Below are 16,385 nucleotides of genomic sequence, written 5' to 3'. Positions count from 1 at the left end.
GAATAAATGATGTGCCGTCTGAGGCGAGCGGAAGAGGAACCCCATGCCCGATTACAGCCTCGAAGAACAGTATGACGGGCTTGTAGCCGGTGTGGACGAGGTTGGTCGTGGCCCTCTGGCGGGGCCGGTCGTGGCTGCGGCGGTGGTGTTCCGTGTGCTGCCGTCTCCCCTCCTGTCCGGGATGCTGGATGATTCCAAGAAACTGACAGTCCGGCGACGTGAGAAAGCCTATGACGCCCTGCTGGCTGATGAGACGGTCTGTGCGGCTCTGGGGGCGGCTTCGGTTCCTGAAATTGACCGGCTGAATATCGGGCAGGCCTGTCATCTGGCGATGCAGAGGGCCATGTACCGTCTGGCTGAAGAGCTGGGGGAATGGCCGGTTGCTGCCCTGATTGATGGCAACCGTGCCCCGAAGCTGCCCTGCAGGGTGGAAACGGTCATCAAGGGGGATGGAAAAAGTCTGTCCATTGCGGCGGCGTCCATTCTGGCCAAGGTCGTGCGGGACAGGCTGATGACCCGTCTTGCCGTGCGGTATGGTGATTATGGCTGGGAGCGGAATGCTGGCTATGGCACGGCACATCATCTGACAGGCCTGAAAGAAGAGGGAATAACCCTCCATCACAGGCGCAGTTTCGCACCTGTGAAGCAGATGATCGCAGCAAAGGTTCACGCAGCATGAAGGCGGATATGCCCCTGAACAGGATTTTACGTGGGGAATGTGTGGAGGTGATGAGAACCCTCCCTGATGCAAGCGTGAACTGCGTGTTTGCAGACCCGCCCTACAATCTCCAGCTGCGGGGAGAGCTGCGCCGTCCTGATGAGAGCGTGGTGGATGGCGTGGATGATGACTGGGACAAGTTTACCGGTTATGAGGCCTATGACCAGTTTACCCGTGCCTGGCTGGGAGAGGCCCGCCGTCTGCTGCACAAGGATGGTACCATCTGGGTGATCGGGTCCTATCACAATATTTTCCGTCTCGGGACGATCATGCAGGACCTCGGCTTCTGGATACTCAATGACATCATCTGGCGGAAATCGAACCCGATGCCGAATTTCCGGGGACGCCGCTTTACGAATGCCCATGAGACGCTGATCTGGGCGGCCCGTGGCCCGGAAAGCAGATACCGTTTCAACTATCAGGCGATGAAGGCTCTGAATGAGGACCTTCAGATGCGCTCAGACTGGTATCTGCCGCTCTGCACGGGCAATGAGCGTCTGAAGAATGAACACGGGCTGAAGCTGCACCCAACGCAGAAGCCGGAGAGCCTGCTGCATCGCACCCTGCTGGCCTCGACCATTGCGGATGATGTGGTGCTGGACCCTTTCTGCGGGACAGGGACGACGCCTGCCGTGGCCAAGAAGCTGGGGCGGCGTTATCTCGCCATTGAGCGTCATCCCGATTACATCAGGGCAGCAGAGGCCCGTCTGGAGCGGGTGGAAGTCCTTTCGGCGGAGCAGCTGGAAATCACCCCGGCCAAGAGGGAGCTTCCCCGTATTCCTTTCGGTTCCTTCGTGGAGAATGGCAGCCTGCCAGCGGGTACCGTCGTGTATGACCGCCATCGACGCCTGAAGGCCCGTGTCTCGCCGGATGGAACACTTGTTTCCGGTCAGCATCGGGGGTCCATTCACAAGCTGGGTGCGCTGCTCACCAATGCGGCCTCCTGCAATGGCTGGACATTCTGGCATTTTGAGCGGGATGGTGAGTTCCTGCCCATTGACACGCTGCGGCAGGAGACGCACGAACTGCGCCGGACGGCCTGAGGACAGCTTTTTCAGAGGAAAGAGGGACGTATGTATCTGTTCGAGAAATATACCGGGCTGGTCATTGCTGCCATCGCCGTCGTGTTTGCCATCCTGTTTCACGTCATCATTATGCGCCCCCAGCAGCGGTCCGCTTTTGTCTGTTTCTGCTGGGACCTGCTGATTTTTCTTCTCTGTTTTGCAGGTATTTCGATCATCTATTACAGCGCACTGCCGATCATGGCAGCAGGCTGAAACGGTCGGGCCTGACAGTAAAAAGCCCTTCCCTGGCAAGGCCGGGGAAGGGCTTTTTCATGGAAGACCAGCGGGCCGTCAGGGCTGGGCAGGCTGATGTGCTGACCGGCGATGGGCTGCCCGGTGAACCACGGCGCGGCCCGTGTGGACGGGGTGATTGCCCTGCCGCTGGGATGCAGGCCCATTGAAGCCGAGGAAGCCAACGGAGGGAATGGGATGACCACGATCTTCCACGACGGGAGGGGCCTTGGCCGTGAGGGCTGCCCGACCGTTGATGGAAATATGCCCGCCTGATGCGTCTTCATGCTCGACATTGGTGACAAGCCTGCCGTCAGGATTATAGGTCCGCAGGGACAGAAGCTGGAACATGATGTCATTGCGGCCGAGATCAATGGCGAGGTCCAGAGGTGTCTGGTCCAGTATGTTGCGGGCATTGATGTCCGCACCCCGGCTCAATGCCTCTTTCGCACCAAGGAGAGACCCGCGGTTGATGGCATCGAAGAGGGCGGCTGTTGGGTTCACGTCCATGCGGGCATGGCTGTTGTCGCCATTGTCGCTGTCCGCACCGGGCAGGGCTGAAGGCGGGGCGGCACGGCGGGCATCCTTGCGGGCCTCGGCCTGTTTCTGTGCGTCCATGGCATCCTGCTCGGCCTCGGCCTCGTTGGCAGACTGTGCCTGTGCCCTGTGGGGCAGAGCCGCAACGGAAAGAGCTGAAAGACCGATGGCAAAAGCGAGACGGGGCAGGAATGAACTCAATGGACGCATGATCGGGAACAGTGCCTTCTCTTCTACCAGCTGTGGGGACGGAGCCGAGGATGTCATCATCTCAGGCATTGGCAGGGCCTGTCAATTTCCCAGAGGCACAGGCCACACCACAGGATTGTTGCTGTTCTACCGTCCTTCACGCCACCAGCCAAGGCCCATCAGTGCAAGAATGAGGACAAGAGCGATCCATCCCGGCAGAAATGCCGTGCTTGTGCTGTCAGTGGCAAGAGGTGCCTGATGGAGCGGCAGCCCGGCCCAGCCTGCCCCGTGCAGAGCATGGCCTTCCGCTACCTGTCTTATGTCCGGAGTTCCACCTGCACCAAGCCAGAAGATGCCACCACCTGATCTGGCAACCAGCGGGGCCAGTCTGGTGGCGGTGCTGCGGAGGTCCTGATTTTCCAGTGGGCTGGTGTCAGGCAGGGAGACGGTCGTGTTCAGCCCGCCCTGCTGGATGGTCCATATCTGGCCGGTCTGTTCCGGGAGGACGGGCAGGGTCATGCTTCCTGACCAGAGGCCCTGATGGTCCGGGCTGGGTGAAAGCGGGAGGGGCGTATGGTGGCCATCCGGGCCGATGATGTCAGCCTGCACGTCATGCAGCGGTGTCAGGCTGGTCCGGGTGACGGTCAGGCGGCCCTGTTCGATGCGGGCATCCAGCTGGTTTTCTTCCAGTTCCGGCTCTTTCATCAGCCAGTGGGAGAGGCGGCGGAGCAGTTCGGCCTGTGGGCCGCCGCCTTTTTCGCCACGGGACCAGAGCCATATCTGGTCAGACAGCAGCATGGCTACACGGCCCTGACCTCTCTGGTCCAGCACCAGCAGGGGGGACCCGGAGGGCGTGGCCAGCAGGGTGCGTCCCTGTGTCTGGTCGGTGCGCAGTGCCCTGTACCACGGCCCCCATTCCCTTCCCCACGGGCCATGTTCAGGCAGGGCCTGCGTGACGGGATGGGACAGCCCCAGGGCCGTGCGCTTCGGAGCGAATGGCTGCGTCATGATGGCGTTGTCTGCCGGAATATGGGCCGGCAGGACAGACCCCACAGGTGTATCCTGAAGGGTGCCTGTCTGCGTCATTTCCGGCCCGCCGACCACGAGCAGTCCGCCCCCCTTGCGGACATAGCGGGCGATGTTTTCCAGATAGCTCTCCGGCAGGATGTTCTGGTTGCGGAAGCCGTCAAGAATGATGAGATCGAAACTGTTGATTTTCTGGGAAAACAGTTCGTGTGTGGGGAAAGGGATCAGGGCGAGGTCGGAAAGTGGCGTGTCATCTTCCGTATCCGGGGAGCGCAGGATGGTGAAGTGAACCAGATCAACGGATGGATCAGCCTTCAGCAGGGTACGCCAGACACGGGCACCCTGGTTGGGCACGCCAGAGACCAGCAGAACCCGCAGCCTGTCCCGCACCCCCTGAAGTCGGATGATCGTGCTGTTGTTCCGCAGGGAGGCTTCGCCCGGCAGGGGGGAGGCTGTCAGTTCTTTCAGGGTGATCCCGGCATGGGTGACGGGTACGTCCAGTTCCACGGGCTGGCCACTGTGTGTGTGGGCCAGGACGTTCGTCTGGCCATCAGGGCGATGCTCCAGAATCTCCACCGGCTGTCCGTTGGACGTTCCCAGATCATCAACCTGCACGCGGATATGGGCTGTCTGTCCTATGATGACATAGGGTGGAGCATTGAGGACCCGCAGACGCCGGTCCGTTTCTTCCCCTCTGGCGGAAAGCAGGAGGTGCAGGGGAATGATACGGCCTGTCGCATCCTGGAGGGAGGGCGGGAGCTGGTCGGGAATGTTGTGGTCCATGCCATCCGTGAGCAGGAAGATACCGGTCGGACTGTTCAGCGAGAGGGCGGCATGGTCCATCGCCTCGAAGAGGCGTGTTCCCTGTCCGTGTCCGCCTGATACGTCCAGCTGATGCAGTGTCAGGCCGTGCAGCCTCTGGCCTTGCTGAAGCAGCTGGCTACGGGCCTGCTGGATGAGTTTCTGCCGCTCTCTGATGGTCATGGAAGGCGACATGTCCACCACGAGGAGGGCATCCTGCGGCTGGGTCTGCATGTGGGGGTGTGTCTGCCGGGGGTTGGCCAGCCAGAACAGCCCCAGAAGGATGGCTCCTGTCCGCCAGAGAACACCCCGGCTGCCACGTACAACCCCATAAAGGCCGGGTAGCAGGCAGATGACCGCCAGTGTCACGAGCAGCCAGAGCGGCAGGAACGGTGCCCAGATGATGGAAGGAAGTGACCCTGTCATGGTGCCTCGCTTTCATCAGTTCCGTCAGGGCTGCTGTCATCCCCATTTTTGAGGCGTTTCAGCATTTCCGGGTAATGACGCTGGTCATTCTTGTAGTTGCCTGTCAGGGCATAGATGATGGTGTTGAAGCCGAAACGGTAGGCCAGGGTACGCTGGTTTTCACCATCCGGGATGACGGCAAAAGGGTGCTCTCCGCTCTGGTCCACGGCCCAGGCATGTGCCCAGTCGGCATTGCCGATGATGACGGGACTGACATCCTCACTCTCGTCGCTGCCCTGTCGGGCCACATAGACAGGCTGGCCTGCGATGCGGCCGGGAAATTCATGCAGGAGATAGAAGGTATGGGACAGGGTATGCTGGTCATTCAGGGTCGTGAGAGGGGGAAAGGGCAGTCCTTCCGTTGCGGCCCTGAGGGCTGCCCGGGTGGCGTGGCCATCCGTGCCATCCATGTCGCTTCCAGCTCCCATCTCATCAATCAGGATCATGCCATTATGCTGGATGTAGGTTTTCAGGGCTGCCCGTCCGGCATCATCCAGATGGGTGCCAGGCGTGACGGGCCAGTAGAGCAGGGGATAGAACGCCAGATCATCCTGCCCCGGTACGACCCCCACGGGGCTGTCCAGATGCGTGGTGCTGCGCTGGTTGAGAAAACGGGTCAGTCCTTCCAGCCCCTGCTGGACAGCATCATCCGTGGCACTGTCACCGGTCTGAATGTGAGCCAGCCGGATGGCCAGAGCTGCTGGCGGCACGGCCTGCGGGGCTGATGCCGTCTGGTCCGCCGTGGCGGCGTGCAGGGAGGCCGTGCCCAGCAGCCCGAGGCACAGAACAAGGGCCGCCCGCCGGGCAATGCGGAACAGGCCGGAACGGGCCAGTGACAGGAAGACATCCAGCAGGATAAGCCCCAGTGCCAGCAGCATGAGGGCTGGCCATAGCGGGCGTTCCGGTACGGCCTGGCCAGCCGGTCTGATCTGGCCGAGAGCCACCTCATCAGCCAGAGGGGGCTGGTGGTCTGCCAGATTGAGCGGATAACGCTGTGCGGCTCCCCCATAGAGTCCGGTGGGATGGAGTGCGTCGACGGACTCCTCAGAAGCTTTGAGAATGGGACGGACGGCAGGAGAGGGGGCAATGAGTGTCCTATCGCTGTTCAGGATACGCCACGGGGCAAGACTATCAGACGACGTGCGGGCCGTATCGTTCCTGTTCTGCATGACGGGCGTGCGGGTGATGAGACGTTCCATCATCTGGGGGAACAGGCCGGACAGGGCCAGGCTGGACCAGTCTGCCGTTGGCGTGATGTGGAAAAGAACGATCAGGCCTCTGCCTTCCTGACGGACCGTCACGAGTGGTGTCCCGTCCGTCAGTGTGGCCCAGACATGGTGGGACAGGTCATCCGTGGGCTGTGCCAGGAGCTGACGGGAGATGGTGGCATCGTCCGGGATGGTCAGTCCGGCAAAGGGGGTATTTGCCGGGAAAGGAGCCAGTTTCTGGGGATTGCCCCACGACATCGGCCCTCCCAGCTGTCTCATGCCGGAGAGAAGCGGCACGGGCAGGAGGGCGGCGTCATCGCCTTTCATGTCCTGCTGGCTCTGACGGGCCAGTTCAGGGCCGGCAAAACGGATCAGGATGCCACCCTTGCGGACCCAGCCCAGCATGTCTCCCAGTGAGGAACCGGACAGGCTGCCATCCGTGGCGATGATGATGTCCGGGTGGCGGGGGAGCAGGCTGTCCAGAGTGCCTTCCTGGTAGGGGGTGGTGGCCTGCATGGCCCGGGCCAGATAGAAGCTGCTGCCTGTCAGGGGGGTATCGTCGCCACTGGTGCGCAGCAGGCCAACCCGGTGCTGTCCTGTCCTGCCGGGCAGGAGGATCATGCCTGCCGGACCGGGAACGGAGGGAAGGCTGAAAGCATCAAGGGAGTCCGGGTCTGGCAGAAGGTCTTTCAGGGCATGTCGTGTTCCGGTGGGAAGTGGCGCACTGGTCTGAGGGAGGAAGTGGCCGTTCTTTTCCAGTGTCATGCCGGACAGTCGGAGTGTCTGTTCCGGGCAGTTGGGGAGTGTTTCTGCCTGAGCTGTCAGCTGACGGTCCTGCCGGATGGCAAGGCGGATGAGGTCGCAGCGGGGCCAGCGTATGTCATCGATGCGGCGGGCGGAGCGCAGGGCCGTCCGCAGGGCATCATCGTCTGTCTGGGCCAGGCCGTCAGACAGGCTGACAATGGTGGTATCATGCAGGTCTGGCGTCAGTTCCTGAATCTGGCGGGCAAGAGCCTGCCGGTCGCCCGGCCACGGGCGGGGGGACAGGCCGGAAAGAAACTGTTGCAGGGCTACACGGTCGGATGGCTGGAAGGGGTGCGGCATGTGGCCATCTGAATCTGGTGCATTCAGCAGCAGGGTGACATGACCGCCGGAGCGGAGAGTGGCCTCTCCGAGGGCAAGAGCATTCTGCTGCCGTTCTGCCCAGTGGGGTATGGCGGCCCAGTCATCATCCAGAATGAGGATCAGTTTTTGTGGTGCCTGAGTGTCCTGTCGAGGAATGTAGAGCGGACGGCTGAAAGCCAGGATGAGCAGGGACAGGGCCACCATGCGCAGAAGGAGCAGCCAGAGGGGTGTACGGGCTGCATTCTGTCGGACAGGTGCGAGCGTACGGAGCAGGATGAGGGAAGGGAAACGCTGCTGCCGTGGCTGTGGCGGAATGGCCCGGACCAGCCACCATAAGGCGGGCAGGACAAGCAGGAACAGTAGCAGATAAGGGGAAAGAAGGGTCATGTCCGCCCCCGCAGGAAGTGGTGGCAGTCTGCCAGAACAGGCAGGGCAGGCTGGTCCGTGACGTGGAAGCGGAAGAAAGGCTTCTGTCCCCGTCCGGCGGTTCGCAGCTGGCTGAAATGGGCGGTCAGCCGTGCCTGATAGGCGGCATGCAGGCTTTCCGTGGCAGGGAGTGTCAGGTCAGGCTCGTTCTCGCAGCTGGTGAACTGGACAGACCCGCTGAAAGGCAGGTGATGTTCCTGCGGGTCCAGCACGGCAAGCAGGGCGGTGCGGCCGGGATGGGTGGTCAGGCGGGCAAGGTAATGCTGCATTATGCCGTCATCCCAGAGGAAGTCGCTGACCAGCAGCAGGGCGGCGTGGGGCGGGACACCTGCAAAACTGGGTAGGGTGGTGTCCGGCGGGAGCCGCGTGAGGGCATGGGCCAGCCGGGGCAGGGCCTGATGACCCGAGAAACGGAGCCGGGAGCCGGGGAGACCGACCGTCTCTCCCCCCAGCAGGGCGGCCTGCCCAAGGGCGAGGGCGTCGCTCAGGGCCGTGTCATATTTGCTGGGCAGGGATTCAGAAGACTGCCAGCGCATGGAGGCGGACGGGTCCACCCAGATGAAGAGTGACCGGGGTGTGTTCTGTTCCTGTTCCCGGACCCAGAGCAGGTCCGGTTCGGGTGAACGGGCGGACTGTTTCCAGTCGATCAGGGAGGCCGGTTCTGTGGGTTGATGGGGGCGGAACTGCCAGAATTCATGCCCGTCTCCTGCCCGCCGGTTGCCGTGCGGCCCGCTGCGCAGCTGCCGTGCCAGCCCACGGGCTGACAGGATGAGTTCCGGCAGGGGGACAGGCCGGGGGGTGGCACCGTGTTCCCTGCGGGGGCTGAAGAGCCGCTGGAGAAAGGAAGGTAATCTGGCCATGTCCGTTTTCTGAAACCGCCGTGATGAAGCAGGGCCTAGCCGAGACGTTTCAGCTGCCCGGCGATGAGCTGTTTGGCATCCACGCCCTGAGTCTGGGCCGCAAAGCTGATTCCGAGACGATGGGCCAGAACAGGTTCTGCCAGCACACGGACATCCTCCAGCGATGGTGAAAGCCGCCCATGCAGCATGGCCCGTGCCCGGCTGGCAATCATCAGGGCCTGGGCGGCACGGGGGCCGGGGCCGTAATCCAGTGACGTGCGGACTTCGTCACTGGCGGTTTCATCCTGCGGGCGCAGGCCCCGGACGATGTTCAGGATTGTCTCAATGACCGTTTCCCCCACGGGGAGCGTGCGGACGAGCTTCTGGGTCGTGAGAAGATCGGCGGTGGAGAAGAGGCGTTCGGGTTTCCGTTTCGTGGCACCGGTTGTCTGGAGCAGCATCCGCCGTTCGGCATTCCGGGCGGGGAAGTCCAGTGGAATGCGCATCATGAACCGGTCCAGCTGGGCTTCTGGCAGGGGGTAGGTGCCCTCCTGTTCGATGGGGTTCTGGGTAGCGAGAACATGGAAGGGCCTTGGCAGTGCCCATGTTTTCCCTCCCTGTGTGACATGTCCTTCCGCCATGGCCTGAAGCAGGGCGGACTGGGTGCGGGGGCTGGCACGGTTGATCTCATCGGCGAGAACAAGCTGGCCGAAGAGCGGGCCGTGGAGAAAACGGAAATGCCTCTTCCCCTGTTCATCCTGTTCCAGAATTTCAGCCCCGGTGATGTCGGAGGGCATGAGATCGGGCGTAAACTGGATTCGGCTGTCCTCAAGCCCCAGAACATGGGCGCAGGTATTCACCAGCAGCGTCTTGCCCAGACCGGGCGCACCGAGCAGCAGCGCATGGCCACCCCCCAACAGGGTCGTGAGGACGTTCTCGATGACCGTCTCCTGACCGAGGACGATCTGGCCGATCTCCTGCGTGAGTGTTTTCAGCCGGGGAGCCAGCCCGTCAAAGGTGAGGACGGTTTCGTCATGATGAAGAGCCTCACCCTGAAGGGAAGCTGAGCCGGATGCGGAAGGGTTCTGGGTCATTACAGGTTCTGAAACAGAGGATTAGGGGCTTTTAACAGGCCGGGATCATCCCCAACTCTGGGGCAGGCAGGTAAGCTACCATGTAAAACCCTCCTTGAAAAAGGGAGTGTTGCAGGAAAGTGGCCCGCCAGTATGTGGCTCAGGTCCGGCAGATGAAGGACCGGATGGTTATGTGTGATGAGGCAGCAGGGAGGCGATCATGAGCATCAAGCCTTATGAAAGACCGGTACCCCCTCTTGAAGGGCCGGATGAGGCCGTGATGTCGGAGGATGAGCTGGTCATCCATCTGCCTTTCCATATCCGGCGGGACGGGACGTGGCTGTACCGGGGGACGCCCATCCGGCGCAAGGCCATGCTCTGCCTGTTCGCCTCCTGTCTCGACCGGGACCATCAGGGTCGGTACTGGCTGCGGACACCGACTGAAGCAGGCGTCATTCAGGTGGATGATGTCCCTTTTCTGGCCGTGGAGCTGGATTTCCGGGGCTGTTCGGAAAAGACGCAGACACTCTGCCTGCGGACCAATCTGGATGAGGTGCTCTGTGTGGATGAGGAACATCCTCTGCTGTGTGACTGGGACCGCCCGGCTGACGGGGCCACCGTGCCTTATATTCACATGAGGGTCGGGGCCGGAGGGCAGCCTATTCTGGCTCGTATCAGCCGTGCCGTGCTGTTCGAGCTGGCGGCATTGGCCGTGCCGGGCTGTGTGGGTGGTGAGCCATGTCTGGGTGTCTGGAGCCGTGGAACGTTTTTTCCCCTGTCCCGTCTGCCGGACGATACCGTGGGCGATATTGAGGAACCCTGTGCGTGACGGCCCTGAATCCGGCTCCTGAAATCCTTCTGGAAGCCCTGTCCGACGTGCCCGGTCATGCCGGGCTGGGCCGTATCTGGCAGGCCCTGCCGCAGGCCAGACTGGTAGGGGGCTGCGTGCGGGACCTGCTCTGTGGCCGTGAGGTGCATGACCTCGATCTGGCCAGTCCTTTTCCACCAGAGGAAGCGCAGCAGCGGCTCGAACGGATCGGGGCCAGGGTGATTCCTACCGGTCTTGAGCATGGCACCGTCACGGCGGTGATCGACCATCATCCCTATGAAATCACGACCCTGCGGCGTGATGTCAGCACTGATGGCCGTCATGCCGTTGTGGCCTGGACGGATGACTGGCAGGAAGATGCCCAGAGGCGGGATTTTACGATCAATGCCATGTCGCTGGATCAGGAGGGGCGGCTTTCCGATTATTTTGGAGGGCTGGATGATCTCCGGGCAGGGCGTGTCCGGTTTGTCGGGCACGCGGTACGGCGTATCGAGGAAGACGCCCTGCGGTGTCTGCGTTTTTTCCGGTTCTTTGCCCGCTATGGTCGGGGTGAACCGGATGGGGAAGCCTGTCAGGCCATCACCCGGCTGAAAGACCTGATGACCCGTCTTTCGGTCGAACGTGTGGCGATGGAACTGCTGAAAATCCTGTCAGGCCCACAGCTTCTGCGGACGCTGGAGCTGATGGAGGAAACGGGCAGTCTTGCCGTCCTTCTGCCTCATCATGCACCTCTGTCTGATCTGGGGCGTCTTCTGGCCTGTGATGATCCATCCGAACCCCTGCACAGGCTGGCGGTGCTGTACCCGCCCGGTGGTGTGGACGGGCAGGGACTGGCTGAGGTCGGTGTCCATCTGAAACTGTCCAATGAGGGCCGGGCCATGCTGGCCGCTCTGGCAAAGCCTGAGCCGGAACTGGCAGCCACGCTGGATGATGATGGTCTGAGGCGGGTTCTCTTCCAGCAGGACCGGTCCATTCTGCTGCTGCGGAGCTGGCTGGTGCAGGCGAAAGAGCTGGGGCGGCCTGATGCCGGGTGGGATGAACTGCGGCAGAGGCTGGAGGCTCTGGAGCAGCCCATATTTCCTCTGGCCGGACGGGACCTGATTGCGCTGGGTGTAAAGCCGGGGCCGGACATGGGGCAATGGCTGAAGCGGGCGCAGCACTGGTGGCTGGAGCAGGGATGCCGCCCGGATGCCGGAGCGTGCCGGGCGTGGCTGGCCGGGCAGCTTTCACCCCGGTAGGGAGCCTGCTAGAAGGCCTGCATGGCACAGCAGACAGACAGGCAGCCCGCCGACGGGGCAGCGCATGACACGGCCTTCTCCCTGATGCGGCGGCTCTGGCGGGAAGACATTGCCCCTGACCGGCTCCGTCTTCTGGTCATCATTGTGCTGACGGTTGTCATGGCCCTGCTGACGGCGGCCTATCCGCTCGTCATCAAGCGGGCAATCGACATGTTTACGGCGCATGATCCCCGCATCCTGTATCAGATTCCCCTGCTGGTGGTGGTGGTCACGGGGGCCAAGGCTCTGGCGCAGTACGGGCAGAATGTCTGTGTGCAGGCACTGGTTCTTCAGGTCGTGCGGCGTCTTCAGGAGCGCATGTTTACCCATGCGCTGAAGGCGGATGTGGCCCGGATCGAGAAGGAAGCCCCCGCCCGCTGGGCAGCCCGCTTCACGACTGATGCCCTCGCCATGCGGGAAGCCCTGACACGTTCGGTCAATGCGCTGGGGGATGTCATCACCATCATCGGGCTGGTGGCCTCCATGATCTGGACGGACTGGGAGCTGAGCCTGATTGCCGTCGTGCTGTATCCGCTGGCCATCATTCCCGTGCAGAAGCTGGGGCGGCGGGTGCGCCGGGCTTCCGGCGGGATGCAGGAGCAGGTTGGCGAGGCTTCGGCCCTGCTGACGGAAAGTTTCTCCCTCTCCCGGCAGATACGCATTTACCGGATGGAAGCGCATGAGCATCAGCGCATCGGTGCGGCTCTGGACAGGCTGCGTGACATGTTCTTTCGCATCGCCAGCAACCGTGCCCGTCTGGACCCGATGCTGGAGGTCATCGGTGGTGTGGCGATTGCCTTCGTGCTGGGCTTTGCTGGCTGGCGGGCAGCGATGGGCGGGGCTACATTGGGGGATTTCACGGCCTTCATTGCGGCCCTGTTTGCGGCGTCCCGTCCTCTAAGGGCTTTGGGGTCGCTGAATACTTCCATGCAGGAAGGTCTGGCCGGGCTGGGGCGCATCTTTGCCGTGACTGATGAGCCTGCAACCGTAAAGGACTATCCAGATGCCTGTCCTCTGCCGGACGGGCTGGGGCATCTCGTTTTCAGGAATGTGTCCTATCGCTTTGACGATGGCTGTTATGCGCTGAAAAACATTTCACTGGATGTGAAGCCGGGGCAGAGCGTGGCCCTTGTCGGGCCGAGCGGGGCGGGGAAATCCACCATGCTGGCCCTGATCCCCCGTCTGTTTGATGTGACGGAAGGGGCGATCACGTTGGAGGGGGTAGATGTGCGCTCCCTTACGCTGGCCAGCCTGCGGGATCATCTGGCCTATGTCAGTCAGGAAACCGCCCTGTTTGACATGAGCGTGCGGGAGAACATCCAGCTTGGCCGTCCTTCTGCAACACGGGAAGAGGTGGATGCGCTCTGCCGGATGGCGGCACTGGATTTCGTGCATGATCTGCCAGAGGGGCTGGAGACAGTCATCGGCCCCGGTGGGCAGAGGCTCTCCGGCGGGCAGAGGCAGCGCATCATGCTGGCCCGTGCCCTGCTGCGCAATCCCCGTCTGCTGCTGCTGGATGAAGCCACCAGTGCGCTGGATTCAGAGAATGAAGCCCGTGTGCAGGAGGCTCTGGCCCAGCTCCGGCAGGGGCGGACAACGCTCATCGTGGCCCATCGACTTTCCACCGTGCAGAGTGCGGATCACATCGTGGTGCTGGATCAGGGCCGGATTGTCGAGACAGGTACCCATACCCAGCTCATGGCCAAGGCCGGGCTTTACGCCCGACTGGTGAAGGCTCAGGCTCTGGGAGAGTAGTTAAGGCAGCGGCTTCAGGATGCACGGTACTTCTGATGAGAGTTCACCATTCTGGTAGAAGTCTTTCCAGAAAATGTTGTAATATCTTTGTTCAGGGAAAGTGAATTCATCATCTTTTTTATCGACCTCTTTATAGTGATTGGAATAGAAGTTATATTCAAAATTCTCAGGGACAGAAGCATTATATTTTTCTAGGAAATTCTCCTTTTTTCGTGGGCGTTTTTTTGCGTATGTTCATACGGCTTTCCGATATCCTATGATTGTTCAGTAGAAAATTTACTCCTCTCTCAGCCAGAAAAACGGCGATCTCTATACCCGGTAATTCCGGTTCTGGAATAAGGCAGTAGGGTAAAAAAGAAGGGGAGTTCTTTCTGAAGCTCTTTTGAGATTTCAAGAAACCTAGAGAATTTCCATAACATCCGTTCAATACAGAAGGAGACTAAGGGAGCATTTTCTGGTTCTTCGGTGTTCAGGAGGTCGAACATGTATAAGTGAAAGTATATTTTATCATAGCCACAGTCTAAAGGCTCTTCCCTGATTTCACTTACTATTGATTCCAGATCAATGGCAGAATAGTAAATGCGATCAACACATTCCTTGAACACTTTGTTTCCAGCTTTCTTCCCCTTCTTTCGGAAGGGTGGCTTGTTGAGTGAGATAGGACCTAGTCTTCAGATACGGCCCGATAGATGGTGAGAATGTCCGGCAGGAGCCGTTCATAGACGTCTTTCTTGAAGCCCAGATTATATTTGCCGCTCAGCACATCCTCCGGCGGTACCCAACGCCATGTGGTGAACTCGATTTCTTCAAACGTATCCAGTCTGATGTCGCTGTCCTGACCGGTGAAGCGGAAGAGGAACCACTGCTGCTTCTGTCCCCGATATTTGCCGTGGAGGGCCTTGCCGATGAGGTGGTCCGGCAGGTCGTAAAGAAACCATCCATCGCGCCTGCCGATCATGGTGGCGTTATTGGTGCCGATTTCCTCTTTCATTTCCCGCCAGACGGCCTGTTCAGGCTCTTCGCCCTCATCGATGCCACCCTGCGGAAACTGCCAGATATCGCCCGACAGATCTGCACGGCGGGCCATGAAGATGTCGCCTTTCCTGTTGAAGAGAACGATGCCGACATTGGGGCGATAGGACAGTGTTTCACGCAGGGTCATGGTCTTACTTTTTCGTTTTTGCTGCGGCGTCATCCTTGCTTTCACTGGGGATGGCGTCATGGGGGAGCGGCGGATGGGCGAGCAGGGCGGCCTCATGAGCTGCATCAGCTCCGCCAGCCTGTGCATTGATGAAGTGCAGGGCCTGCTGGAGCTGGAAGTCGGTTTCCGGCTTCATGGGGTCAAAGTTCGGCCATTTGGCCGGGGGTAGCCGTTCCACGGTTTTGGCGAAGGCGGGCAGGTCTGTCCGTGGGGCTTCCTTGGGCAGCTTGCCATCCGTGTTGGTGATGGTGTGGGCGAGGTCGGCCTCATGATAGGTGAAGAGGCTGTCATCATCCCGGCTGGCTAGAACGGGCACGTCCGGCGTGATGCCCAGCCCCTGGATGGACCGGCCTGACGGCGTGTAATAACGGGCAGTTGTCAGCCGGATGGCACCCTGATCGGCAATGGGGATGATGGTCTGGACAGACCCTTTGCCGAAGGTACGGTCACCCATGATGATGGCCCGGCGATGGTCTTTCAGCGCACCGGCCACGATCTCACTGGCGGAGGCTGAGCCGGCGTTGGTCAGGACGACAATGGGCAGGCCATGGGTGATGTCCTTGCCAACACCATCCCAGTGCTGGTTGCCTTCCGGATGACGGCCACGGATGGAGACGATTTCTCCTTCCTTGATGAAATCACGGGCTACGGCAATGGCCTGATCCAGCTTCCCACCGGGGTCGGAGCGGAGATCAAGGACAAGACCGTTCAGGGTCTTGCCGGGTGTTCTGGCGACGGACTGGACCAGCTTGCCGTAGGCCTTGCGCATTTCCTTCTCAAGGGAATCATCAAATTCACTGAGGCGGATATAGCCCGTCTGCCCATAGAGGGCCGAGCGGACGATCTGCACATGGATGATCTCCCGCGTGAGGGTGAGAGTCTGCTGCTTGCCTGTCTTGGGGCGCAGGATGGTCAGGGTGATCTGCGTTCCCGGCTTGCCCCGCATCTTGCGGACGGCCTGATCCAGCGTGAGGTCGGCAATGCTCTTGTTGTCCACCATGGTGATGACATCGCCGGACTGGATGCCCGCACGGGCTGCCGGTGTGCCATCAATGGGGGAGACGACCCGGACATGGCCAGCCTCGCCCTGCACCTGCAGCCCTAGCCCGCCGAACTGGCCGGACATTTCATCCTGCATGTCCTTGAGCTGCTGGGCATCCATGAAGGAGGAATGAGGGTCCAGATTGCTGATCATCCCGTCAATGGCGTTGCGGATGAGCTTCTTGTTGGGCAGGGGAGAGACATATTCCGAGTGGGCAATGTCCATCACCGTGCCAAGCAGGGTCAGCATACGGACGGTTTCAGCATTGTTGCTGTCGCTGCCGGCCGGTGTGCTGTTACTGTCCTTGTGTGCGGCTTCCTGCGCCCGGGCGGGGGGAATGAGTGCCGGGTGGCTGGTCATGAAGGCACCAGAGGCAACACCCATTGCTGAACAGGCAAGACCCAGCATAAGGCCAGTGCGGAAGTTCATGGTCGGTCTATTCCTTAACTTGAAGAAGCAGGCAGTCTGCCAGTAGTTGTCTGTTAATGATCGGCATGACAGGGCATCAGACCCTGAAAAGATGATGGAATCAGCTTACAGTGTTTTCAGCATGGGTGAAACTCCCAGGGAAATTATGGT

13 protein-coding genes are annotated in these 16,385 nt (G+C 60.9%); 6 read left to right on the top strand and 7 right to left on the bottom strand.

Annotation, left to right across the window (positions count from 1 at the left end):
• Positions 1–43: 43 nt before the first annotated feature.
• The 3 genes from NQF87_RS06940 to NQF87_RS06930 are packed head-to-tail and all read left to right on the top strand — an operon-like array spanning position 44 to position 1,995.
• Positions 44–679, top strand: a complete 636-nt coding sequence (locus NQF87_RS06940) for a ribonuclease HII (protein WP_266127698.1) — start codon at positions 44–46, stop codon at positions 677–679.
• Entirely contained in the window at positions 676–1,761 is a 1,086-nt protein-coding gene (locus tag NQF87_RS06935) for a site-specific DNA-methyltransferase (RefSeq protein ID WP_266127697.1), read from the top strand. Before NQF87_RS06940 ends, NQF87_RS06935 begins: the two co-directional genes overlap by 4 nt.
• A gap of 30 nt (positions 1,762–1,791) precedes the next feature.
• On the top strand, positions 1,792–1,995 hold the full coding sequence (locus NQF87_RS06930; protein WP_266127696.1) for a hypothetical protein: 204 nt from the start codon (positions 1,792–1,794) through the stop codon (positions 1,993–1,995).
• Positions 1,996–2,073: 78 nt separating this feature from the next.
• Here NQF87_RS06930 and NQF87_RS06925 read toward each other — a convergent pair whose 3' ends face one another.
• From NQF87_RS06925 to NQF87_RS06905, 5 genes are read right to left on the bottom strand one after another with little or no spacing between them, the layout of a single operon-like run.
• Entirely contained in the window at positions 2,074–2,829 is a 756-nt protein-coding gene (locus NQF87_RS06925) for an ankyrin repeat domain-containing protein (RefSeq protein WP_266127695.1), read from the bottom strand.
• Positions 2,830–2,886: 57 nt separating this feature from the next.
• Entirely contained in the window at positions 2,887–4,992 is a 2,106-nt protein-coding gene (locus NQF87_RS06920) for a glutamine amidotransferase (RefSeq protein ID WP_266127694.1), read from the bottom strand.
• Entirely contained in the window at positions 4,989–7,751 is a 2,763-nt protein-coding gene (locus NQF87_RS06915; RefSeq protein WP_266127693.1) for a DUF4159 domain-containing protein, read from the bottom strand. Before NQF87_RS06915 ends, NQF87_RS06920 begins: the two co-directional genes overlap by 4 nt.
• Positions 7,748–8,650 (bottom strand): DUF58 domain-containing protein, encoded by a 903-nt coding sequence (locus NQF87_RS06910; protein ID WP_266127692.1) that lies wholly within the window; start codon positions 8,648–8,650, stop codon positions 7,748–7,750. The genes NQF87_RS06915 and NQF87_RS06910 overlap by 4 nt, the downstream gene beginning before the upstream one ends.
• 35 nt (positions 8,651–8,685) lie before the next feature.
• Positions 8,686–9,723, bottom strand: a complete 1,038-nt coding sequence (locus NQF87_RS06905) for an AAA family ATPase (protein ID WP_266127691.1) — start codon at positions 9,721–9,723, stop codon at positions 8,686–8,688.
• Between the two features lie 259 nt (positions 9,724–9,982).
• Between NQF87_RS06905 and NQF87_RS06900 the strand changes: the two genes are divergently transcribed.
• From NQF87_RS06900 to NQF87_RS06890, 3 genes are read left to right on the top strand one after another with little or no spacing between them, the layout of a single operon-like run.
• A complete protein-coding gene (locus tag NQF87_RS06900; RefSeq protein WP_266127779.1) occupies positions 9,983–10,531 on the top strand; it encodes a DUF1285 domain-containing protein in 549 nt (182 codons plus the stop codon).
• Positions 10,528–11,769, top strand: coding sequence for a CCA tRNA nucleotidyltransferase (locus NQF87_RS06895; RefSeq protein ID WP_323670718.1), 1,242 nt, complete (start codon positions 10,528–10,530; stop codon positions 11,767–11,769). The genes NQF87_RS06900 and NQF87_RS06895 overlap by 4 nt, the downstream gene beginning before the upstream one ends.
• 21 nt (positions 11,770–11,790) lie before the next feature.
• Positions 11,791–13,563 carry an ABC transporter ATP-binding protein gene (locus tag NQF87_RS06890; protein ID WP_266127690.1) on the top strand — a complete coding sequence of 591 codons (1,773 nt, stop codon included), beginning with the start codon at positions 11,791–11,793 and terminating at the stop codon, positions 13,561–13,563.
• A gap of 664 nt (positions 13,564–14,227) precedes the next feature.
• On the opposite strand, the gene NQF87_RS06885 is transcribed toward NQF87_RS06890, so the two are convergent.
• Positions 14,228–14,725, bottom strand: a complete 498-nt coding sequence (locus NQF87_RS06885) for an RNA pyrophosphohydrolase (RefSeq protein ID WP_266127689.1) — start codon at positions 14,723–14,725, stop codon at positions 14,228–14,230.
• Positions 14,726–14,729: 4 nt separating this feature from the next.
• A complete protein-coding gene (locus tag NQF87_RS06880; RefSeq protein ID WP_266127688.1) occupies positions 14,730–16,235 on the bottom strand; it encodes a S41 family peptidase in 1,506 nt (501 codons plus the stop codon).
• Positions 16,236–16,385 lie beyond the last annotated feature (150 nt).

Origin of the sequence: Bombella dulcis, from assembly GCF_026385505.1 — a bacterium.
Taxonomy (GTDB): Bacteria; Pseudomonadota; Alphaproteobacteria; order Acetobacterales; family Acetobacteraceae; genus Bombella; species Bombella dulcis.
Note: the sequence above shows the minus strand (reverse complement) of the source record. Positions and strands in the feature narration are given on the sequence as shown.